Origin of the sequence: Tolypothrix bouteillei VB521301 (genome assembly GCF_000760695.4) — a bacterium.
In the GTDB taxonomy this organism is placed as follows: domain Bacteria; phylum Cyanobacteriota; class Cyanobacteriia; order Cyanobacteriales; family Nostocaceae; genus Scytonema; species Scytonema bouteillei_A.
Genome location: NZ_JHEG04000001.1, coordinates 498,795 through 521,614, shown reverse-complemented (window position 1 = coordinate 521,614; position 22,820 = coordinate 498,795). Strand labels below are relative to the sequence as shown.

General features: G+C 40.9%; 14 protein-coding genes. 7 read left to right on the top strand and 7 right to left on the bottom strand.

What is annotated here, in order from left to right; all coding sequences use genetic code 11:
• Nucleotides 1-287: 287 nt before the first annotated feature.
• Complete coding sequence (locus HC643_RS02055) at nt 288-650, bottom strand: AMP-binding protein (protein WP_038071979.1); 363 nt, start codon at nt 648-650, stop codon at nt 288-290.
• Nucleotides 651-2,305: 1,655 nt separating this feature from the next.
• Between HC643_RS02055 and HC643_RS02050 the strand changes: the two genes are divergently transcribed.
• Entirely contained in the window at nt 2,306-5,116 is a 2,811-nt protein-coding gene (locus HC643_RS02050; protein WP_038071999.1) for a TIGR02921 family PEP-CTERM protein, read from the top strand.
• 112 nt (nt 5,117-5,228) lie between these two features.
• Here HC643_RS02050 and HC643_RS02045 read toward each other — a convergent pair whose 3' ends face one another.
• Complete coding sequence (locus tag HC643_RS02045; RefSeq protein ID WP_038071977.1) at nt 5,229-10,700, bottom strand: trifunctional serine/threonine-protein kinase/ATP-binding protein/sensor histidine kinase; 5,472 nt, start codon at nt 10,698-10,700, stop codon at nt 5,229-5,231.
• Between the two features lie 273 nt (nt 10,701-10,973).
• Between HC643_RS02045 and HC643_RS02040 the strand changes: the two genes are divergently transcribed.
• The 3 genes from HC643_RS02040 (at nt 10,974) to HC643_RS02030 (ending at nt 13,195) form a co-directional block, all read left to right on the top strand.
• Nucleotides 10,974-12,236, top strand: coding sequence for an MFS transporter (locus HC643_RS02040; RefSeq protein WP_038071975.1), 1,263 nt, complete (start codon nt 10,974-10,976; stop codon nt 12,234-12,236).
• Nucleotides 12,237-12,542: 306 nt separating this feature from the next.
• Entirely contained in the window at nt 12,543-12,818 is a 276-nt protein-coding gene (locus HC643_RS02035) for a hypothetical protein (RefSeq protein WP_038071998.1), read from the top strand.
• Nucleotides 12,815-13,195 carry a clan AA aspartic protease gene (locus HC643_RS02030; RefSeq protein ID WP_038071973.1) on the top strand — a complete coding sequence of 127 codons (381 nt, stop codon included), beginning with the start codon at nt 12,815-12,817 and terminating at the stop codon, nt 13,193-13,195. Before HC643_RS02035 ends, HC643_RS02030 begins: the two co-directional genes overlap by 4 nt.
• A 246-nt stretch (nt 13,196-13,441) precedes the next feature.
• Here the strand turns inward: HC643_RS02030 and HC643_RS02025 are convergent, their stop codons facing one another.
• Both HC643_RS02025 and fraI read right to left on the bottom strand, forming a co-directional pair.
• Nucleotides 13,442-15,193, bottom strand: coding sequence for an ABC transporter ATP-binding protein (locus HC643_RS02025; protein WP_038071971.1), 1,752 nt, complete (start codon nt 15,191-15,193; stop codon nt 13,442-13,444).
• Nucleotides 15,194-15,391: 198 nt separating this feature from the next.
• Entirely contained in the window at nt 15,392-16,075 is a 684-nt protein-coding gene (gene fraI, locus HC643_RS02020; protein WP_038071969.1) for a septal nanopore formation protein FraI, read from the bottom strand.
• 256 nt (nt 16,076-16,331) lie between these two features.
• On the opposite strand from fraI, the gene galE reads away from it, so the two are divergent.
• Nucleotides 16,332-17,330 carry a UDP-glucose 4-epimerase GalE gene (gene galE, locus HC643_RS02015; RefSeq protein ID WP_038071968.1) on the top strand — a complete coding sequence of 333 codons (999 nt, stop codon included), beginning with the start codon at nt 16,332-16,334 and terminating at the stop codon, nt 17,328-17,330.
• A gap of 80 nt (nt 17,331-17,410) precedes the next feature.
• On the opposite strand, the gene HC643_RS02010 is transcribed toward galE, so the two are convergent.
• The gene (locus tag HC643_RS02010) at nt 17,411-18,100 is read right to left on the bottom strand and encodes a hypothetical protein (protein WP_202048573.1); all 690 of its coding nucleotides are present in this window, start codon (nt 18,098-18,100) and stop codon (nt 17,411-17,413) included.
• A complete protein-coding gene (locus tag HC643_RS02005) occupies nt 18,075-19,322 on the bottom strand; it encodes an urease accessory protein UreH domain-containing protein (RefSeq protein WP_050045142.1) in 1,248 nt (415 codons plus the stop codon). The genes HC643_RS02010 and HC643_RS02005 overlap by 26 nt, the downstream gene beginning before the upstream one ends.
• A 240-nt stretch (nt 19,323-19,562) precedes the next feature.
• Between HC643_RS02005 and HC643_RS02000 the strand changes: the two genes are divergently transcribed.
• Both HC643_RS02000 and HC643_RS41965 read left to right on the top strand, forming a co-directional pair.
• Nucleotides 19,563-20,705 (top strand): M28 family peptidase, encoded by a 1,143-nt coding sequence (locus HC643_RS02000; protein WP_038071966.1) that lies wholly within the window; start codon nt 19,563-19,565, stop codon nt 20,703-20,705.
• A gap of 550 nt (nt 20,706-21,255) precedes the next feature.
• A complete protein-coding gene (locus HC643_RS41965) occupies nt 21,256-22,194 on the top strand; it encodes a calcium-binding protein (RefSeq protein ID WP_050045141.1) in 939 nt (312 codons plus the stop codon).
• A 211-nt stretch (nt 22,195-22,405) separates the two neighbouring features.
• On the opposite strand, the gene HC643_RS40705 is transcribed toward HC643_RS41965, so the two are convergent.
• A partial coding sequence (locus HC643_RS40705) for a PEP-CTERM sorting domain-containing protein (RefSeq protein ID WP_202048572.1) occupies nt 22,406-22,820 on the bottom strand: 415 nt, incomplete at its 5' end.

The window sequence follows — 22,820 nt, the reverse complement described above, 5'->3', positions numbered from 1 at the left end:
TCTTGCTTTGACATTAGATGTAACTAACGTCAAGACACACATTAAACGAGCGGTATTAAGTTTACATTCACTTAATGTATGTCACCTAAAGTAAACATTATCATTGTACTTTAATTTAGAAACTACCTCTTAAAGTAGATAAATATTTACTTCTTAAAGTATAGTCCTTTCTAAGAAATTTGTTTTTAGTCTGGTAAATGAAATTTCAACCTTTTTGTACGAGAAGTAGGTTTTGTGTACTCTAAATTCCATTTTAGAAACCAGTAAAAAAGTGGGTTTTGTAGAGTCTAAATCTCAATTTTTACTAACACCTGAAGCTGGACATCCGCGACAATTGCTTCGGGTCGCGACATTTTTTGATTGCGTCTGGATGGATAAGCTAGAACCGCTACCACTCCTGCATACAGACATTTAAAAAAGGCAGTAATAAATTTTAGCCCCGATGGATATACCAGGAAGGCTCGTTGTCTGCTAGCTCCTATGCTCTGCAGTTTTGCCGCGATCGCTCGTGACAGTCGCTCTAATTCCTCATAAGTCAAACTAGCTAATTCTGTGTCTGCATTTTTTATAAAGCTATAAGCTCTTTGGTCGTTTTGATATAGGGCTCTTTCCCTTAAGACACCTACGATATTATAAAATTGTCGCAACATTTACTTTGTGTTACTCCAGGTTTATGTGTTATCAGTTTTTTATTGCGTAAAGTTATCTCAACCAAATAGTTCAACGATATTATTCTTTTGCTGTGCGCTATTAACTAAAATTTAGGGCTGTTGATATGGTAGTTGTGCCAAGCTAGTTAATAAGCTCTTACACTTACCTCAATCACAATCCCCTGTATTTTACAATATCATTTTCTCTTGATTTTGCAACTATAAAACATACTATTTTTTCCTATTCTTTTTAAAATTTTTCTTAATTGACTTTCTTAATTCACTTTAAATTAAATTTTCAATCAATAGTATGAAAAGTAGGTTTTGTATCTTCAGAATACTCTTGCAATCGAGATTTATTTGGAAAAAACTCGTAATGCATAGTTGTAAGAGTAATTTTGAAAAATTTTAACCCAGATAAGGGAACTCATAAAAGCTTTTCTCATTTCTTTCTACTTATCTTACTTATCTTACTTTTTGAGTTAATACCTACTATTAATATGTAGGGCTTGCAAGATTATTTATTAATGGATTGCTGTGCGTGCGAACGCTATGAGAAAAGGTAGAACTAAGAAAATTTTTAGTTCCACCTCAGTAAAGTTTTTATTCCTTTTATTGTCAAAGCTGCCTTGACAGAGCAAACATCTTTGACACTCTAAAATACCGATGATAGAAGGATCTGTACCTTAATTTTTAAGTTATTACTCTCTTCACGCGAAAAGATTACCCAAACAGGATGATAGGAAATGCCTACCCTACAAGGCTCGGTAATTTTAAAGCGGAAAAGGAGTCAATAAAATTATCTTATCTGAAGTTGGTTAAGTAAATGCCAAATAAAAAAACATGGCATATTTAATACTCTCCGATTTTTCTTAAAATTTATCCAATTCTTCACACTAAGTATGAACTGTTGGATTCAGTTGAGAACCTTGGTCGTTCCAGTAAATATGGATACCAATCACAATTGCATATATGTATTGCATATACGCCATTCACAGACACACTAGCAAACCACATTTACTAGCGATCCGAACAATTTTTTCAATTGACATACCCTCTAGCTTTAGACCAGCTTATATGTATAAATGAACATCAAGTAACAGTTAACTTTTAATTTTAACCGGATACTTGCTTTTCATCTTTATAGTCGAATAGATAATCAAACAGATCTGCATGAGCTTTTGTCAAAACTCATGGCTGTTTTGGGAACACTCTATTCTTATTATTGTTAATTTTTATAATTCCTTACTATACCTTTAGCAGTAAGTTTTTGCATATTTTTTTTACGTCTATAGATAGATGAACTATTAATTTATCTATCCTGAAAAATATATAACAGGATGACAAGCAAGCTAAAAATCTGACTCCGTAAGCTTTTGAAGACGATGAGCTAAAAAAAGATGGAAGAAGTTGAACAACAAAGTGTGAAGAAGGCAGATGTCAAAAGGTATGCAATATGGTAGAAGCTTCAACCCATTACGTGGCTTCCGCTCAACTAGCAATCAACAAAGAAGATCGTTAAAACAAGCAAAAGCATAAAGCGATCGCTCAAGGATTGCTAAGTACGAGTACTGATGACTTTGTTCGGAATTCCACATAACACTTGTGTAGAAGTCTAGCAGTGGTTGTCTGTAGCGCTTGAAGGGAGGGTAGCTGTGAGGTGGTTTTGGAACGGGCTAATTCAAACTATATTCTGGGTTTGGAACGTCACTTTTTTGTTAACTGTCTGTATGGGGATACTACCTGTTGTTGGTGTACCGTTAGTACTGGCTACGGTAGCAGGTGAAATCCCTAGTGAGTTCTTTTTAACATTGGTTGGTTTAGTTGCAGTACCAACTGTGTGTACTTTCCTAGGAGCCTTCCACTTTCGACGACAGCCCATAAAACTCCTTCGCTTATTTTATGGAGTTGAAGCGCCACTGTTTCTGCTGTGTCTGTTGCGGTTATTTCTCATTCGGGAACTGACTCCCGCTAGTACTCAAATTTTAGCCACAATAGGAATCTGTATCGTAGCATTCTTTCTAGAAATGCTGTTTGGCTATGCGTCAACCCGCAAAAGTGGATTGCAGTGGCTGCAAATGTTAGCACACAGCTTGATGTTGTTATTTGGTATCTACGCAAGTGCAGTGCTGCTGTTTTATGCCTTACCTTTAGGAGCATTTTTAGTACAGGAATTTTTCAAATTCGATTGGGCGCGTGGTCTTTGGCAGATTTTAGTTTCTGGATGGTGGGTACAAGGGGTATGGTATTTCCTGTTATTTTTAATTCTCTGGATACTCAGTACAGCGTTATTTGTTGTTATGCCTTTGGCACTAGCGGCACTCTATATTAACTCCGGACGAAGAATTTTACAGGCATTTGCTTCACAGAAGGGAAAAAAATCTACTTTCACTGGCGCTAGTGCCGTTGCGATCGCTTGGATGACGGCATTCATCATTTTACAACAACAGCCGCAAGTCCAAGCCTTTTCGCTTTTAGCTCATCCAGCATCAAATGACAGTACCCGCCAAGCACTTTTGGCAAAGTCAAATACCATCCGTGAGGGTTTGGTGAACGCTTACCTATCCTCTTATCGCTACCTCAGTACTAAAGAAGAAAACAATCATATTAGCGAGATGTATCGCAGTGTCTTTGGATTGAGCCAAACTGTTGCCAATACAGTACAAGAAAGTTATAACTCCTTCATGTCGCCATTTCTGTACAATGGGTCTGACAAAGACGCCGAGAAAGCCGAAAAACTTTATGCCGAGTTTTTTGATACACCACTTCAAAAAGCAGAACGACAATTAGTCAGTCACGCAGTGCAATCCACGTTTAACCGACAAGAAGTCAAAGCAGGGCTACTCAATATTAATGAGAAAAAAGTGTGGCTGCGATCGCAACAAATCAAAGTCACAGAACATGGTGATTGGGCGGATTTAGAACTTTATGAAGTCTACAAAAACCAGACACCTGAAGTTCAAGAAATTTTCTACTCCTTTTCCTTACCAGAAAGCGCCGTCATTACAGGATTGTGGTTGGGCGATACAGGTGATTTGCAAAAACGTTTCCCCTTTGTTATCGCGCCTCGCGGTGCTGCTCAGAAAGTTTACAATTCACAAGTAAGACGAGAACGCCCAGTAGACCCGGCGTTACTCGAACAAGTCGGACCGCGTCAATATCGCTTGCGAGCATTTCCCATTCCTCCACAAGCACCAGTCTTGCAAAGCGTACCCCAACAAAGACCAACTGAAATGCATTTATGGCTCACTTATAAAGTGATGCGACAAGAAAGCGGTTGGGCTTTACCCGTTCTAGGGGAAAAACGCAACATCTTTTGGACTCATGAAACCAAGCGCATCCGTAACGGTAAAGAGGTAGCACTCAAAGACGAGCCTTGGTTAGAACCATTTTTGCCAGCAACTGGAAAATTTCTGCCAACGTTGCATCAAGTTAACTTTCCTGAAGGTCACAGCATTTTAGTCAAGCCGCTCTTAAACAAGGATTATTCCTTACCTCAAGCAAAACGATTTGCCTTAGTTCTAGATAGTTCTTTCAGTATGAATTCCCACGTGAAAGAACTGTCACAAGTTTTCACGTGGCTGCAAAAACATGGCTTTGCAGATAAAGACTTGGCAAATAATGACGCTGACTTATACATCACTGCTTCTAAAGGTGCTGTTCCTAAACGATTAGATGACATCGGGCAATTTTTAGCTGAAAAAATGACTTTTTATGGCACAATTCAACCACAAGAAATGCTACAGCAGTTTAACCAGTTGCGTGGTGATACAGCTTATGATGGTGTTTTACTATTAACTGATGAGGGCAGTTATGAGTTGTCAAAAGATAAAGTTGCCAAGCAAAACCCTGGGAGTGAAATCAAAGCAACACTTGCACCTTTATGGATGATACATTTAGGTTCACTACCCGCAGCTTATGATGATGCTACGTTAAAGGCAATACAGGATAGTGGTGGTGGAGTATCTCAGCAAGTTTCAGAAGTTTTGCAAAGAGTTGCAACGAAAGCAGTGTTGGGAGCTTCTACTGTTAGTGTAGTCGATGGTTATGCTTGGTATAAAAATGAATCAGACACCAAAGAGAGCAAGATTACATCTCAAAAAGAAGATAATTTCCAGCAACTGGCAGTGCGACAATTAATCTTGGGGCTGAGCAAGGAAATTAATTTAGAGCAGTTGGAGACTTTGGATGCAATTCACGCCATAGCTAAAAAGTACGAGTTAGTCACTCCCTATTCCTCAATGCTCGTACTGGTTAACGACGAACAAAGAAGATTATTGAAACAAGCAGAAGCAGAAAGCGATCGCTTCAACCGCAAAATTGAAAATGGTAAAGAAGATTTGAGCAAACCCAATAATCCGTTTAAAGTCAGTACCAACGAATCTTCTAGCGGATTGATGATAGGGATTGTTGCGATCGCTTTACTACTTTTGTCTAAGCGCTCTAAGCGAGCGATCGGTAACTAGAACGCCAGCCCAGCAGTCAAAAGGGGAGCAAAAAATATTTCGTTAATGTAGAAACGCGTGCTGGCGCGTCTCTACGAAAAAATTGAGTTTTTGAGATTAATGTACCGTCTCTCTAGAGAATGTTGTTATTGGTTTCCTGCGAAATTGGAATACAGATAGTAAATTCTGTACCCTGACCTAGTTCAGACTTGCAAAAGAGTAAACCACGGTGTTTTTCAGTGACAATTTGATAGCTAATCGACAAGCCCATACCAGTGCCTTTACCTACAGGTTTTGTAGTGAAGAAAGGATCGAATAGGCGTTGTCTAACAGCCTCTGACATCCCGATACCGTTGTCCGAAATGCGGATTTCCACTTGATGAGCATTAACTTGTTGAGTATGAATAGTAATTGTTGGAGTGGTTATTTTTTCTGAATTATTCACTAATGAATCTTCCAACGCATCAATAGCATTACTCAAAACATTCATAAATACCTGATTTAATTCTCCTGCATAGCATTCCACTAGGGGCAGGTTGCCATAATCTTTGATAATCTCAATAGCTGGATGCTCTGATTTCGCTTTCAAACGATGTTGCAGGATCATCAAAGTACTGTCAATGCCGTCATGAATATTCACTGCTTTTCTTTCAGATTCATCCATGCGCGAGAAGGTTCGTAGAGAAGCGACAATTTTACGAATTCGATCTGCGCCTATTCGCATGGAAGATAGTAGTTTGGGCAAATCTTCCATCAGAAATTCCAAATCAATTGCTTCTGATTCTTCCTGAATTTCTGGATGAGGAGATGGGTAATGTGTTTGATAGAGCGCCAGTAGTCCTAGTAACTCTCGGGTGTATTCGTTAGCATGGTTGAGGTTGCCATATATAAAATTGACTGGATTGTTAATTTCATGAGCAACGCCAGCAACTAATTGTCCTAAGCTAGACATTTTCTCTGTTTGCACGAGTTGAGCCTGTGCTTTTTGGAGTTTGTCGAGATATTGTTGAAGTTGAGAAGCTTTTTCTCGCTCTCGCATTTCGGATGCTTGCAAAGCTGCGTTTTTAACTTCGAGTTCTTGTAAGTAAGTTTGCAAATTGGTATAGAGACGAGCGTTATCAATTGCGATTGAAATTTGTGCAGTTAATAAACTCAGTACCTTCACCCGTTCTGGAGTAAAAGCACCAGAAATCAGGTTATTTTCCAAGTAAACAATACCAGTAAACTTGCCAGAATGAATGAGTGGCAAACATAAAATCGATTTAGATTGATGTGTGATGATATAAGCATCATTTGCAAAACGCAAGTCTTTGACAGCCTCATCTAAAACTAGGTTTTCTTTAGTTCTCTCAACATAGTTGAATAAAGCAATTGGTAGTAAAGGTGAATCTGTTTCTAACTGTGAGCTAATGACAACACTAACGTCCTTACTTTCAACCATTCCTATTGCTTCTAGCATCCACTGATTTTCATGCTTAGCAATAAAGTAACCTCGGACAGCACCAGCATTTTCGATGACATTTTTCAGCAATTTTTCTAGCAAGCGAGTTAGCATCATTTCTTCTGACAGCACTTGTGAAGCTTTCATCACTGTCATAAAGTCAAGCAGATGAGAGTCTCCGGTAGTTGTGGAACTCGTTTGAGCCAGTTCTAAATGTTTTGTTGCTGAGTTTTGTATGTTTTGCGATCGCGTAATTAGATACGGATATTTCGCTTCTAAATCTTTGACTTTAGCAACAGCACCCCAACGCATATAGCAGTAGTAAGCATCTGTCATGTATGTTTTGGCAATACTTTGTTTATCCCATGAAAGATAGAATTTAGCTGCTAGTTCGCAGGCTAATGCTTCTTCGTTGATGTACTCGTTTTCTCGAGCAAGTGCGATCGCTTTATCGTACATCTCAATTGCTGCTAATTTTTCATCTAAAACCCGATATCGTTCTGCTTCTACTAAATAGAATTTATGTAAATGATTCATTGGGGCATGATGCGCCCACTTTTGTATTTTTTCTTGATTTGCCTGGACGCGAGCGATAATGTCCTGTTGCTCCGATTTTGGAATATTAGCATACACTGCTAACCGCACCAGAGAATCATAGAAATAGAAGAGTGCAAAAATTATTTGTCCAGCCGCTGCACCCAAAGAATTTTCGATATGAGTAATATGTCCCAGCGCTTGAGAGTAATTTTCAAACCAATAACAAAGCTGAAGTTTATGAAAATATAAAAATTGAATAGCTACTTGGTCATTGGTTTGCTGATGAATGGGTAACATTTTCTGCTCATCGTAGGCTTCACCGCTCATCACGCAAGGATTTTCAGACTTTCCCATGATGTTTAAAACTGCTTGCCAATGGATTTCGTGATAATTAAGTGCAGTTTCTTGCTTGATTTTATCAATAGCATTCCAGTAACTTGCCATGTCTCGTTCAACAACAGTAAGTTGCTTGCCAACCAAATATGATTGGAAGCAGTACTGAAATGCAGCATAGGCAGCCCATTCTAAATCTCCCGTTTCTACTCCGTTAGAGTAAACTGATTGAAAAGTTGTTAAAGTATTGCTGATATGTTCTTGCCAATGGCGAATGAATAGATTTACCGTTTGGTAAGTTCTTGTGTAAACTGCTTTAGCATTCAATTTTGAGCATAAATCCAAAGCTAATTGACCAAACTGATACCCACGCTCAATATCTCCCACAACCCCACACAGCAGAAAGCCATAAAGGGAGTATGCATAGGGAGATACAGAAGCATTACCATATTGAACCAATAGATTAACTTGTTTGCAGACCACTAGAGGAACCAACTCTGGAGTACCCAAGTAAGCCGCACTAAATAGACGTGTTAACATCCTCAAAGCTGCAAGTTTCTTGGGCTCGGTCATTTGAGGTAGGTTAATTAAGTCAGAAGGTTCCTTTCCACTTAAAAGTAATGCAGTTTCCTCTAGCCCCTCCCCAATATCGGAAGGTTCCACCTTTTCGGGAAACTCTATCCCCAACATATTTAAAACTTGTAGCCCCGTATTAATTGCTTGTTGAATTTTATTTTGCCCAATATAAGCTTGAATCTGGACTTCACATACTTTCACTGTGTCTAACAGGTTTTTAGCTTGTTGTTGCACCGTCGTAGCAAATTTCTGCATTTCGTCAAAATTACCGCTTAAAAATGCCACTTCTGCTGCTTCTTGATACAATGCTAATGTCAGTTGATAGTGACTTTCCCAACTATCAGATGCTAATAGTCTTATACCTGCTTGCAAATATTTAATGGCAGAATCATGTGCCGTAGCTGCTTTTGCTCTTTCTCCTGCCATCAAATTCAGTTCTGCAATTTCATGTTTTTCTTTTTCATTTGTTAGTAAATCATTTCCGTAATTAAGTTGATTTACGAGAGCAAAAATATTTTCTTGTCGTGCTTCTAGTGAAGTGTTATTTAATAATAATTGACCGATTTTTAGGTGTGTTACTTTTTTCTCTGCATCAGGAATCAAAGAATATGCAGCTTGCTGTACTCGGTCATGTAAGAACTTGTAATCAACTTTGACATCCGTTAAGCTAATCTTGCCTGATTCTTCTTGACCAAACACTAGAGGAATTTTATAGTCTTGAGTTAATGGTAAAATTAATCCAGCTTGCAGAGCAGACCACAGTTGCGCCGCAGTAGTTAGCGGTGATGATTCGTTAACAATTGCCAAGACATCTAGGTTAAATGTGCTGCCAATACAAGCAGCAAGTTTTAATACTTTTTGCGTTTCTATTGAAAGTTTGCGAATGTTTCTGGCTGTCAGTTCAACCACATTCAGGTCAGTAATCCCAATTGCTTGAATGTGTTGGATATTCCACTGCCACAAACCTGAATGGAAGTTGTACGTTAACAAGTCTTCTTGATGTAGAGTTTTCAGCAGTTGTGTTAAGAAAAACGGGTTTCCTCCAGTTTTGTGAAATAGCAATCCTGCTAGTGACTGAGTATGTTCTGTGTTATTCAAAGTGTCGCTAATTAACGCTTCTACATCGGTTAACTGTAACGGTGATAAGACAATGTTATTCACCACAGCACCCGCTGTTTGAATCTTGTTCAAACTCATTATCAGTGGATGGGTGGGCGAAACTTCGTTATCGCGGTATGCTCCAGTTAATAATAAGTATTGGCGATCGCGATCGGTCATCAATAGCTCAATTAAATTCAATGATGCTGAATCTGCCCACTGCAAATCATCAAGAAAGACAACCAAAGGATGGTCTTGGCTGGTGAATACGCCGATAAATTGCCTAAAGACACGATTGAACCTATTTTGCGATTCTGCCGCATCCAACTGTGCTACAGGCGGCTGAGTCCCAATAATTAGTTCGACTTCGGGAATTACATCGATAATTATTTGTCCGTTTTCTCCCAAAGCAGTTAATAGTTTCTCTTTCCATGCTTGGATTTGGACTTCACTTTCGGTAAGTAATTGCCCGATCAAAGATCGAAATGCTTGAATTAAGGATGCATAGGGAATATTGCGCTTGAACTGGTCAAACTTGCCTGCAATAAAATAACCTCGTGCGCCCACAATCGGTTTATGAACTTCATTGATAACGCTAGTTTTACCAATCCCTGAATAACCAGAAACAAGCATCATTTCGCTTCTACCGTCTGCCACTCGCTCAAATGCAGCCATCAAGGTGGCAACTTCTGCTTCACGTCCGTATAACTTTTGTGGAATCAAAAATTGCCCCGATTTATCCCGCCTTCCCAATACAAAATTTGTAATCTTGCCAACCGTTTGTAGTTGAAACAAGCATTCCTCTAAATCGGCTTTCAGTCCCCAAGCGCTTTGATACCGCTCCTCTGCTGTTTTCGCTAACAACTTTAAAATAATTGCCGTAATTGCCTCAGGGACATTTTCCAGAACGCGGCACACTGTTGCTTTACAAGGTACAGCGGGCATTTTGGCAATGTGGCAGTGTACCAATTCCATTGGGTCGGTAGTCTGAAATGGTAAAGTACCTGTCAGCATTTCATACAACGTCACCCCCAATGAGTAAAAGTCAGTGCGATAGTCAATAGCTCGATTCATTCTGCCTGTTTGCTCGGGCGACATATAGGCCAATGTACCTTCCAGGCAATTTGGATTGCTCAAGGTAGGATTTTCTTTATCGAGGCGCGAGGAAATACTGAAATCAATTAGTTTGACTTCCCCAGATTCAGGATTGATGAGAATATTGTGTGGCTTAATATCTTTGTGAATAATTTGTTGACCGTGCAGTTCTCCTAAGGTGTGTGCGAGATTAATTGCCACTTTCAGGAAAGTAATCAAGTTAGTTGTTTGATTGGCAATGACTTCTTTGAGCAAACTACCAGGAACGTTTTCCATCACCAAAGCTAGGCTATGCTGATAATTCTTTAATTCGTAGGGTTTAACAATGCCGGGAATTTGCAGCAGCTCGAGAATTTGATATTCGTGGCGCAGTCGTGCAATGTCTTCTAAAGATGGATGTTCATCAACAAGAGTTTTGACAATAACGGATGCGTTATCGGTATCTCGCCGTCCGCGATAAATAACGGTTTTACTGCCGAAGTGAACGGTTTCCAGAAGTTGATAACCAGATAATGTTGTTGTCATTTTTATCTTGCAAGTTAATACGCACTCTTAATGTGCCCGTGCAAGTTTAGTTTTGTAATCTTTAAAACAAAAATATATGTTTTTTAATAAATTGTTACCTAAATTTTCGCAATATGTGGAAAAGAAGGAATAGTTCGTGGAAAATTTACGCAAACCAAATATGTAATTAAGAAAAATCAACGAGTAACTCCAGCTATTAAAGTTCTCCAGAAACCCATCCCACAAGATGAGATAATTGATTTTTTGCAGTTCCCTTAAGCAAGAGAGGTTGCTATGCCAACAGCCACAGCATCCGTTGGGAAAATACGGTGGCGCATTTCAATAGTTCTCGCTGTCACAGTATTCGTCAACTACTTAGATCGCAACAATCTCTCGCTAGCACTACCACAAATTGCTCGCGATTTTGGTTGGAGCGATCGCGAAATTGGTTCAAATGGTGAATGGCTGTTGGGGGCATTCTTTTTATCATATGGATTGTCAAATATGCTCCTCAGCCCACTAGCCGAACGGTTTAGTCCCAAACGCAGCACAATTGCAGCCATAGCAGCATTTTCTTTATTCACAATTTTGTGTGCGCCGTTGGGACAGTCCCTCACTGCACTGATCGTTCTGCGCTTGCTGTTGGGGTTTGGCGAGGGAGTTCATATCCCAATGCTGAGTGCAATTACCAGCCATTGGTTTCCAGACACGGAGAGATCGCGAGCAAATGCGATTTGGGGTCTTGGAATTATCCTTGCTACCGCATCTGCTCCCCTACTTATCGTTCCGTCAATTTACTCTATTGGTTGGCGTCCTACCTTTGCGTTATTAGGTGCAGTCGGGATGCTAGTGTCAATTCCACTCGTTTGGTTTTTTGTGCAGGATGAACCGCATCAAAACCATAGCGTAAACGATATGGAGTTAGTATATATTCGCACCGGACAGGGAAGTGCTGAGAATGCAGGAATGAGAAGACAAAGAGGAAGTTATTTGCGCGATCGCCGATTTTGGTTGGTTGTTTTGGGCGGTACCCTCAATGCCTTCTGTGCCTTTGGTACACTCAACTGGTTGCCAACTTACTTTAACCGTGCCAAAGGTATTGACTTCGAGCAATTGGGATGGCCACTAACATTCATTTTTGCAGCTGGAATCGCAGGTATTGTTGTCATGGCATACTTGGGAGATAAACTTCAGCGCCGAATACTGCTTGCAAGCATTGGTTTTTTTGTTGCTGGTATTATGGTTTACATTGCATCAAGTGTTAATGCGTTAGGTTTCTTAGTGCTGTTCTTTGCGATCGCAGTCTTCTTCCAAAGTGCATATGGTGCTCAAGAATACGCAATTGTTCAATGCCTGTTACCTCCCAACCGAGTGGGTGCTGGTACGGGACTGTACAATGGTCTTTCCGTTCTCTTTGGAGGTGTTGGCGGTTCCCTTATTCCTGGTTCAATTGTGGCGGCAACTGGTAGTTTTAACGCTGCAATTTTAAGTATTGTTGTCGGTGCTTTGCTAGCAGCCACTGTAATGTTTCTGTTGGCACGGATGATTCAGTACTGATTGCCGAATCAACACTTTCGGTAAAGACTAGTACATGAAGGCAGAAGGCACAAAAGCTTTTATTTTAAGCTTTTTGTCTGTTACTAAGGGTTACCTTATTTACGCCGTGTTGTACTAGAGCATTTCTTATGATACTGGTAGATAAATTTATCTGCATCCATCCGCGTTCACCAACTACTGTTTCGTACTGTTGGGGAAAGTTCATAATTTCTGGATGAATTTGTGCCTGAATTTACAAAAATCCCTACTTGAGCGCACGCATCTATAATGAGACTATGGAAAATGATAGGTAAAATAGGTGTAATTATGCAGGCTATTTTTTGGACTGTAGAGGAAGTTGCCCAAAGAGCCAAACAGTTTTATGAAGATGGGATTCGGCAACAGGTCGAGCATCGCGATAATATTGGCAAAATGATTGTTATTGATGCTGAAACTGGCGAATATGGAATTGATAAAACTGGTGTAGAATCAGTATTAAGCTTAAAGCAGAAGAATCCAAACGCCAGATTATTTACTATGCGAATCGGTTATGATGTTGCATTTAGTTTTGGCAATGCTCCTATGAAACGTACAGTTGAATGATTTACGGAAGATTGATTGACCACAAGGCAATAGTTCCAGTGATTTTCCGTTTCCCACAACAACCGGATTTTTCTGTGGATTTTGCCATTGATACTGGATTCAACGGCTATCTTACCTTACCACCACAAGCAGTTAGTGCAATGAATCTTCCTCTATATTCCAGTACACCTATAAGGTTAGCTGACGGTAGCGAAGCTTTATCAGCTATACATTTATTGACTATTGTTTGGGATGACGTAGAAAAAGTAGTCCTAATTTTAGCTTCTGGTTATAAACCTTTACTGGGAACTGCGATGATGGAAGGATATCATCTAGAGATAGATTTTGAAGACAATGGTGTGGTTTCGTTAGAAAAAATACAATCTCCAATGTCATAAGATTCTTATTTAGATAAATATCATAGCGATTGTCCTCTCAAAATCAAGTTAAAGAAATCAATGCGAATATTTTGAGTTCGTACTTTGATAGTACGCCTTGACAGAAACTGAATTTCCTATTTCTCTAGAAATAAAACTAGCAGAATTGCACGTTAATGTTTTGGAAAGGAGAAACCAGATTTCCAATTCCCTCCCCTTTCCAAGGGGAGGGTTAGGGTGGGGTAAAAAAGACTAAAACCTCTGCCTCTAATGCAGCAATTCCTCAACCTGATGCTGGCTCCATAATTGTCTGTAAAGACCGGGTTGCTGCAAAAGTTGCACTTGCGTTCCTGTCTGAACAATCTTACCTTTATCCATAACAAAAATTCGGTCAGCCGCCGCCGCCGCAGACAACTGATGGGTGATAAAAACGACTGTTTTCTTTTGCGTGCCGCTAGAAAGATTATTTAAAATTTTTGTAGCGGTTTGGTTATCAACACTAGAAAGGGCATCATCTAACACTAAGATAGGAGCATCAACTAGTAAGGCTCTAGACAAAGCAGTCCTTTGACGCTGTCCCCCAGATAAAGTTATGCCGCGTTCGCCAACTATTGTTTCATACTGTTGGGGAAAGTTCATAATTTCTGGATGAATTTGTGCGAGTTTGGCTGCTGCTTCTACCTCGACTTGTTCGATAATTGGATCTCCATAACGAACGTTGTTCTTAATAGTGGTACTGAAAAGAAAACTATCTTGGGGAACAAAAGCAATAGCGCTTCTTAAATCGCTCAAGGCTATTTTAGTAATATCTACACCATCTAAAAATAGTTGCCCCGGTTCAATATCTAACAGTCTTGGCAAAGCATTTGCTAAAGTGGATTTGCCCGAACCAATAGCACCCACAATTGCTACCAATTCACCAGGGGATATGTTAAAGTTAACGTCATTTAGTGCGGGTGTGGAGTAACCAGGATAGGTAAAACTTAAATTTTTAGCTGTTAGTTGTCCCTGAACTTTCTCTTTTGGCAAACGAATAGCGTCTGAGGTGTCTTTAATTTTGGGTTGAACGGTGAAAATTGTTTCAATGCGATCGATACTGACTTCCCCCCTCTGGTATGTCGTGATGGTAAAGCCTAACAATGCGGTGGGAAAAACGAGACGTTCAACATAGAGTAACAGCGCAACAAAATCACCAACAGCAAGAGTTCCGGCTGCTATCCGGTTTGCTCCCAGCCAAATAATAATTAAAGAACTAATAGTCGCCAGACCGCCAATGAGTGGAAACAATGTATTCCTGCTTTTTGCGAGGCTTAGGTTAGCTTGCAATAACTCTTCGTTTCTCTCGGCAAAAGCTCGGCGTTCATTTTCTTCTTGAGCGTAGATTTTTATCAGCGCAATTCCGCTGATATCCTCTTGGATCAGTTCGCTCATATTAGAAAGTTTCTCTTGTACGGCAAGTTGCTCGTTCCGAAGGCGATTGCTAAACAAATGAACCAACAAAAACATCAAGGGATATATTGCCAATGATGCTAATGTCAGATCCACACTAATTGCTATCATCACTGGTAAAGTGAGCGTGTAAGCAAATAGGGTATTTGCCAAACTGAGAACCGCAAAACCCAATAACCGACGAATGTTATCTAGATCGCTTGTTGCCCGACTAATCAGATCCCCTGCAGTATGACTGGCAAAATATGATGGTTCTAATTTCAGTAAGTGCTCAAAAATCTTTTGTTTCAGGTCAAATTCAACCTGACGTCCCACACCAAATATCCATATGCGAGAAGCCATACGGATCAGCCACATGGCTGAAGTAAACAATACTATTCTTATAACAAAATATGATATTTGGCTCGCACTAAAGTCTGTAGAGAGCTTCTCTATGGTGTCACGGATCAATAAAGGGATGTAAACGCCCAACCCGTTGACGATCAATAAAGAGATAATCCCTAAAGTTGCATCCCGCCAATGAGGACGCAGGTATGCACCAAGTTTAGCAAGCCGTCGTGATTTTGCCATTCAAGCCCAGAAAGCAACTCTTTTATGTTATATCAAACCCAAATATAGCCGTCTTCTTACTGTAGGGCAATTTGAATAAAGTTTGAAGGATGAAGGATAAAGGATGAAAAAAGAATCGTATTCCGATGGAATTCCCCAACTCAATTGATAGGGCGTACTTTATACTTCATACTTCACACTTTATCCTTTTACGAAAAATTACCTTCCACCACGCAAGAAGCCAGAAATATAGTTGAGGTAAGTTTCCCACACTCGAGACGTGATTGACAGCGTTTCGGCATTAGGCACAAAGTCTTCAAGTCGCAATCCACGTCTGGTAGTATCAGCCGGGGTTTGCGCCAAGTAGGGTGCTCCGCTAACAATCCCATTTCCGACATCTGAGACACCTGCTGTTGCATTGTATGCTGATGCTACAAGTGTTTCATTTTGGGGTGTGAAGGAATCTGCCACCGAAGCAGTTAACCGATTATTTTGAAACACCATTTGACTGGTGATGGATGGATCGACCACCATCGCTGCGACTGGCGATCGCACTAGAAAATAAGCAACAGCTGGTGTACTCGCCAATAACAAAATCACCAACGCCCAACCTAGTAAATATCCTCCTGGTTGTTTTAACCCACCCTTGTCCATATTTTGTGCTGCCAGAATCATCAGCAAAATGGAGGCTCCTAGAGGTTTGAGAGGGAAAGACACCACTCTCCACAAGGAGGCAATAGCAGGTTCGTTGGGGTTGATAAAAGATAGCAAGACCACAACGAACAGAACAACCAAGAATAATCGAGCAACGAAATTTCCTTGAGGATAAAACCTCTGAAACAGAGAGTATATAATGGCTCCCACAAGCAGCCACAGTAATACTCGGCTTAACAGTACAAACATAGATTGACTCTCAAATCTTAATTTTTCGGTCAGCCTTAGGTTTTAGGTAGTGGGGTTATTGTACTGCCAAATTGTAAAAGCACTGTTACTTGACATCAAATACCTCACATCCACAAAACAACGACTACCGTCGTAGTGATTTTAGAGCAAATTCTTTCAAATGGAACAATGAATCTGTAATTTTCCTCATCAGTAATTTGCCTCCTGTAGATTGAGTTAACTTAGTTAGTAGTTTCACGATATACAAGGAAAACTTATGTCGCAAGGAAAACCCACTATTTTGGTGACAGGGGGAGCCGGATACATTGGTTCCCACACAGTGCTTGCCCTCAAGCTTGCGGGTTTTGACGTTATAGTACTCGATAATTTGGTTTACGGTCACCGCGATCTGGTAGAACAAGTTTTACAGGTCAAACTTATTGAGGGAGACACAAACGACCAAGCATTGTTAAATAATTTATTTAAAACACATGACATTGCAGCAGTTATGCATTTTTCAGCCTACGCCTACGTAGGCGAATCAGTGACCGATCCTGCAAAATACTACCGGAACAACGTTACTGGCACTCTCACTCTGTTGGAAGCGATGCTAGCAGCGTCTGTTAAAAAATTTGTATTTTCTTCTACTTGTGCAACTTATGGTGTACCCCAAGTTGTACCTATTCCAGAAGACCATCCCCAAAACCCCATCAATCCTTACGGTGCAACCAAACTCATGGTAGAAAGAATTCTATCTGATTTTGATGCTGCCTATGATTTCAAATCCGTCCGTTTCCGTTATTTTAATGCTGCTGGTGCTCATCCTCAGGGTTTGTTAGGGGAAGATCACAATCCAGAAACTCATTTGATCCCCTTGGTATTGCTAGCAGCTATGGGTAAGCGCGAATCTATCTCTGTTTTTGGAACCGATTACCCGACTCCCGATGGTACTTGTATTAGAGATTATATTCATGTTACGGATTTGGCAGATGCCCATGTTTTAGGGTTGGAATACCTGCTAAAAGGGGGTAATAGCGAAGTTTTTAACCTAGGAAATGGGAATGGCTTCTCAGTTAAAGAAGTGATTGACACTGCCAAGACAGTTACAGGAAAGGATATCAAAGTTGTGGAATGCGATCGCCGTCCCGGTGACCCACCCTCACTGATTGGAAGTGGTGAAAAAGCTAGAAAAATTCTCGGCTGGAATCCACAGTACTCATCTATTGAGAACATTATTGCTCACGCTTGGCAGTGGCATCAGAAGCGGCATAAGTAAGGAGACACGGGAGATAAGGGGGACAATAGAACTTGCTTCCTTGTCCCCCTTATCTACCCCCTCTCCCTTGTCCCAATTCCCTACTCCCTGTTTCTGCTTCGCAGTACTGCAAAAGATACACCCAAAGCAGCAAGGGCTAATGAAGCGATCGCCCAAATTGGAGTGCTTTGGGTCTGAGTGGGTTGAACATCAGTATTGAGATCTTGTACTTGTGTATTATTTGCTGCTACTGGTTCTGTAGTTGCTGAACCTACAGCAACTGTGACTGAAAACTTTAACTCAAAGGGTTGAAAATTCCCTTCTTTTTTTGGTTTGCCACTCAACTGTAATAAATAAGCCCCCGGTCTGGGAAAGACAATTTCCGATCCTGGTATACCTTTATACTTTTCTGCTACTACAGGTTGTAAAGACGGTTCTAGCAAAGGAGGTTCTTTCTGAGAATAAGGTTCAGCGTAAACAGCTAATTGGCAATTGCACTCAGTTAAAGGAATAACTTTTCCACCTCGACGGGTTAGAGCAAACCAGGTTTTGGTTGCTTCCCCCGCACGGGGATTATCATTTGGTTCTAGATGGAGAGTCGCACCTACATCTGCTGCAGTATTGACCTTGTGAGCGCGGACGGTGGAAATTGGTAGTAAAATTACAAAAATCAGTGTTAATTTGTACCAAAAAACCTTCTTTGTCAGTAGAGAAGGGAAGGTATTTTTGCTTATTTCTGTCTGAAAAGAGAGGAAAGAAGTGGGGCTAACGCGACTTGGTAGAGGAAACATAAAATTTTTGTATAGATAAGATTGACCAAAAAAAGCGCCAACGTACCAGTAAAACACCTAGTGTTACAAAGCTTAAAAGCAACACTGCTAACTTATTCTTCCAACTTAGCTGTAAAGCACCTAAGTAATGAGAACCGATGGTCACAGCATGAAAAGTACCGAACACTAAAGCAGGTAAGCTCAATAAATGAATCAGTCTCCAAAATTTGCCCAGAAACTTTTGCCAAGAATCAAAACTAGTTAAGGCAGCAGGAGTCATCAAAACCAATGCTATAGCACCAGCCACCATTCCTAATTGATACTCTTGTGTCAGGAAAAAGAAGGCTGCAAAGTTCCATTGCAATGAATGTTCCATCATGTGAGTTGTATGAGCTAATGACAGCACAAAAGCACCAACTCCCAAAGCACGACGGTAACGGAGAGGTTTTGCCCACAAACCGCTGATGGGGCGAGCAATCAGCGCCAGTACTAAAAATACCAACGCAATATGTCCAGTGTAATCTACCATGGTGTCACCAGTTCGCAAAAGCGTTAGCACACCGATAGTGAGAGTTACCCAACCACCCAAACGAAATAACTGACTGCGCTTATCTTGACCAATTAAGGCTGTAGATACGCCAACACCTAGCATCGTGGGTAAAGTGCCTAAGCCAAAAGCTAGCATTGTGGCTGCGCCCATCCACCAGTTACCAGTTTCAGCCGCTTTAATCTGGGCAGCGTAGAGGAATCCGCAGGGCATTAAACCCCATGTTATCCCCAAAAGCGCGGGTGTCCACCACTTGGTTTGTAGGGAAAGCTTGACCATTTCCGCACTCAGGCGGTTATGCAGATTGCCTTGTAAAAAAGGGTGTAACACTGGAAGACGGGGCAAAAACTCTGGATTTATTTGTCTTATCCCAAACCAAATCAGCAGAATGCCAGTTATAATCGCCATCCATTGGCGTAATTCACTTCCAATGCCTGCTAAATATCCGCTCTTGAGTAATACGGCACCTAGCGCACCAATGGCAGCACCAACTAGAGCGTAACTTAGCATTCTCCCCAAGTTTAATAATACGTGAAACAGGAATTGCTCTTGCCAACGGGGTTGCCTAGATGTCGCACTTCCTGTTTCTGAATTATGAGATAGAGAAAATGCTACTGAAAGAGGACCGCACATTCCAAAGCAGTGTCCAAAACTTCCAAGAAACCCTAGGGTTGTAATGAGCAACAAATGTAACATTAGAAAATTCAATAATTAGATATAAAATTTTTGGAGCATTGTACGTACTTTGACAGCCATATGGGGAACTCTAGATGAAGTTGGTACTTCTGTCAAAAGACAAAGTGTCAAACAAAAGCGGTTGCAACGTCCTATGCTGGGAAATTAGGAGATAAGAGGACACGTGGAGGCAGCGCGTTACTTTATTTGCTGGAGTGATGACGGCTGTCTGGTGAAAAATGAACAAGAAAGGGTTTATTAATGAAAGCAAAGAAAAAATGGTTTTGGTGGGTGCTGTTAGCTTTGACAACTATGGTTGTTGTACTGGTTGCTAAAGGATTGTTTCCACAGCCTCAAGAATCGGTTATTTATAGTATTAGAGTTGAGAATTCTGTTCCTGTCAAGAAAGATGCGGTCAATAAGAACACGGGGAATCCTCCGGTCACTACCTCTTCTCCCCATCAGTCTTTACAAGAAAAGGTCGATGGAGCACAAACAACCAGTACTCCACAAGTCTCTAGCGATAAACTGTTTTCCCATCTTCAAAAGTTAAATTTTATACGTCATACTCCTGTAGAGCGATCGCGAGCTCGCTCTTACATTAGTTCGGAACTCAAAAAATTAGGTTGGCAACCCCAACTTGAGGAGTTTACCGAGAAACAGTTGGATACCACTAGAGAAGGCGTTAATATTTTTGCGGAAAGACCCGGTACAAGTAAAGGAGCAGGTGCTATCCTAGTGGGAGCTCACTATGACAGTGTTTTCTTTTCTCCGGGCGCTGACGATAATGCGAGTGGAGTTGCTGTTATCCTGGAACTTGCACGACTCCTCGGTGCGCGTCCCACTGCCAAAACGCTGCAATTAGCTTTTTTTGATTTGGAGGAAGCGGGGCTTTTAGGTAGCAAAGCTTTTGTCAAAAATAAAGCTCACCTAGAAAATCTTGAAGGTGTTATTGTGATGGATATGGTGGGTTACGCTTGCCATACCTCAGGATGTCAGAAGTACCCATCGGGTTTGCCTGTCTCTCCAAACAGCGACAAAGGTGATTTTGTCGCTGTGGTTGGCGATGCCGAGCACTTGCCAATTCTCAATGCTTTTCAGCGAGCAAATGCTTCTCAAACTGCATTGAATAAGACAGCAATAACGTCTTCTCCTACATTGCCATCTGTACTGACTCTGCCAGTACCTCTTAAAGGTTTGCTGACACCTGATGTTTTGCGTAGCGATCATGCTCCCTTTTGGTATCAAGGCATTGGTGCTGTTTTGGTGACAGATACGGCTAATTTACGAACTCCTCACTATCACAAACCTAGTGATGTCCCAGCGACTCTTGACCGTGAATTTTTTACGGGGACAGCACAAATTGTTGTGAATGCGGCGACTGAGTTGTTGGAACGTAGTTAGTTGTGAGTGGTTAGTGGTGGGTAGGAAAATATTACACAAATTGGTACTTTTAAACCACTCAAAGGAATAATTTATATGAACTTGGTGGAATCAAAGCAAAATCTTTGATTTCACCTTTTCTAACAGCCTCTTAGAAAAGAATTTTCTAAATAAAAAAATATTCCAAAATTTTTTGTGTATGGAAGAAAAAGCTGTTACTAATGAAAGACACACAGGGATACCCAACTCATAAGATGTGACCATTTATTTTTCTAACTTTTCTCAGAAATCAATCCTACCTATTGATTGATTTCAGATGTGATTTCTAATGTCAAGCTTAAATTACTCAGCCAGAGGTTAAAGGCAGTTGCTGACAAACAGGGCATAAAAATAATTCTTTTCCCATACCCAATGACGCCAGGTGCTATCTCCTGACGGAGATACTATTTGCAAAGCACGGGTTACGACATGCCCTTATAGGCTCGTTCCTGAGGTCGGGAACCGCCCTACAGGACTAGACTCACCGCAACGCACTGGCTCTCCAATGTCCTATTTTCAAGAAGGAATATTTATGGTGATTCTTCAAGGTACTACGCAAAGCGATTATTTAGAGGGAACGCAAGACAATGATTTCCTGATTGGTGATTTAGGAGATGACATTCTTATTGGTCTATCTGGGGATGATTTTTTGGAGGGTGGAGAAGGTCGCGATCGCATAGAGGGCGGTGATGGCAACGATCTTCTCTATGCTGGGCTGAGCAAATTATCCTATGCACCGGGATATGGAGCCGATCCACAAGGTGAGAATACCTTGTATGGTGGTCAGGGTAACGATTTACTTTTTGGGTCTTTTGGAAGAGATTATTTGTATAGTGAGTCTGAAGATGACGAAATTTTAGGTCTCTGGGGTGATGACTATCTTGATGGAGGCTATGGGAATGACAAATTAGATGGCGGTTTTGGTAATGATACCCTCATTGGTGGCGATGGCAATGATGTCTTATATGATGGCAGTTATAAAACAGGCTATGGCGATGACGTTCTTGATGGTGGAAATGGTGATGACGTTCTTGATGGCGGTCAAGGGAACGATCGCCTTTTTGGTGGAAACGGTGACGATCGACTGACTGCGGCTGGTTTTATTCCTTCTGGTACTGGTGGTATCTTTGGTTTGAATGAAACAGATATCCTCGTTGGAGGACAAGGAAGAGATACGTTTCAATTGGGAGGGCGGAATGCTGCAGGAACTCTTTGTGTTTACTATGACGACCCCTATGACACAGGCGCTGGTAATGATAATGACTACGCCATGATTGCTGACTTTAAACCCAATGAAGATACTATCGAGCTTGTTGGAAAAAGTACTGACTACGTTTTGGGATCGTCTTCGGTTGGTTCTTCAGAAGGGGTAGCAATTCACGTTGTGAATGGTAAATCGCAGGAATTGATTGCGATTGTGCAGGGTGTATCAAGTTTGAATCTTCAGGACGATTACTTCAAATTTCTTTAAAGAAGGCAAACGCGTATAATTTTCCCCTCACCAAAAATGTTTGGTGAGGGGATTTTGATAATTCTTGAGGACTGATGTACTGACCAGTCCTTAGGAAATTTATTTGATTTTTCCGATTTGGAATGCAAATCTTACCTTTTATGATTAACTGATGAAAATAGATGCTAACGCTGACAACCCTAAAAATGATGTTATAAAGCACGCAATTTCACTACTTGATTTTTTTCTTCGCAAACAAGCCGCCTAAACCAAACAGAGCAAGTGCTGCCATAGTACCTGGTTCGGGAACTTGAGTTGTCTTGGAAGCGTGCGGGATGCCACTATCAGCAGTGGGTGAATTGGAAGCTACAGGAGTATTGTCTTCAGGGGTTGGATTGGAAGCTACAGGAGTGTTGTTTTCAGGAGCAGGATTGGAAACTACAGGAGTGTTGTCTTCAGGAGCAGGATTGGAAACTACAGGAGTGTTGTCTTCAGGAGCAGGATTGGAAACTACAGGAGTGTTGTTTTCAGGAGCAGGATTGGAAACTACAGGAGTGTTGTTTTCAGGAGCAGGATTGGAAACTACAGGAGTGTTGTTTTCAGGAGCAGGATTGGAAACTACAGGAGTGTTGTTTTCAGGAGCAGGA

Coding starts and splice junctions, on each gene's coding strand:
- HC643_RS02010 (WP_202048573.1), bottom strand. CDS start 18,100: ATGTTTCCTCTACCAAGTCGCGTTAGCCCCACTTCTTTCCTCTCTTTT.
- HC643_RS02035 (WP_038071998.1), top strand. CDS start 12,543: ATGCAGGCTATTTTTTGGACTGTAGAGGAAGTTGCCCAAAGAGCCAAA.
- HC643_RS02025 (WP_038071971.1), bottom strand. CDS start 15,193: ATGGCAAAATCACGACGGCTTGCTAAACTTGGTGCATACCTGCGTCCT.
- galE (WP_038071968.1), top strand. CDS start 16,332: ATGTCGCAAGGAAAACCCACTATTTTGGTGACAGGGGGAGCCGGATAC.
- HC643_RS02055 (WP_038071979.1), bottom strand. CDS start 650: ATGTTGCGACAATTTTATAATATCGTAGGTGTCTTAAGGGAAAGAGCC.
- HC643_RS02005 (WP_050045142.1), bottom strand. CDS start 19,322: ATGTTACATTTGTTGCTCATTACAACCCTAGGGTTTCTTGGAAGTTTT.
- HC643_RS02045 (WP_038071977.1), bottom strand. CDS start 10,700: ATGACAACAACATTATCTGGTTATCAACTTCTGGAAACCGTTCACTTC.
- HC643_RS02030 (WP_038071973.1), top strand. CDS start 12,815: ATGATTTACGGAAGATTGATTGACCACAAGGCAATAGTTCCAGTGATT.
- fraI (WP_038071969.1), bottom strand. CDS start 16,075: ATGTTTGTACTGTTAAGCCGAGTATTACTGTGGCTGCTTGTGGGAGCC.
- HC643_RS02000 (WP_038071966.1), top strand. CDS start 19,563: ATGAAAGCAAAGAAAAAATGGTTTTGGTGGGTGCTGTTAGCTTTGACA.
- HC643_RS02040 (WP_038071975.1), top strand. CDS start 10,974: ATGCCAACAGCCACAGCATCCGTTGGGAAAATACGGTGGCGCATTTCA.
- HC643_RS41965 (WP_050045141.1), top strand. CDS start 21,256: ATGGTGATTCTTCAAGGTACTACGCAAAGCGATTATTTAGAGGGAACG.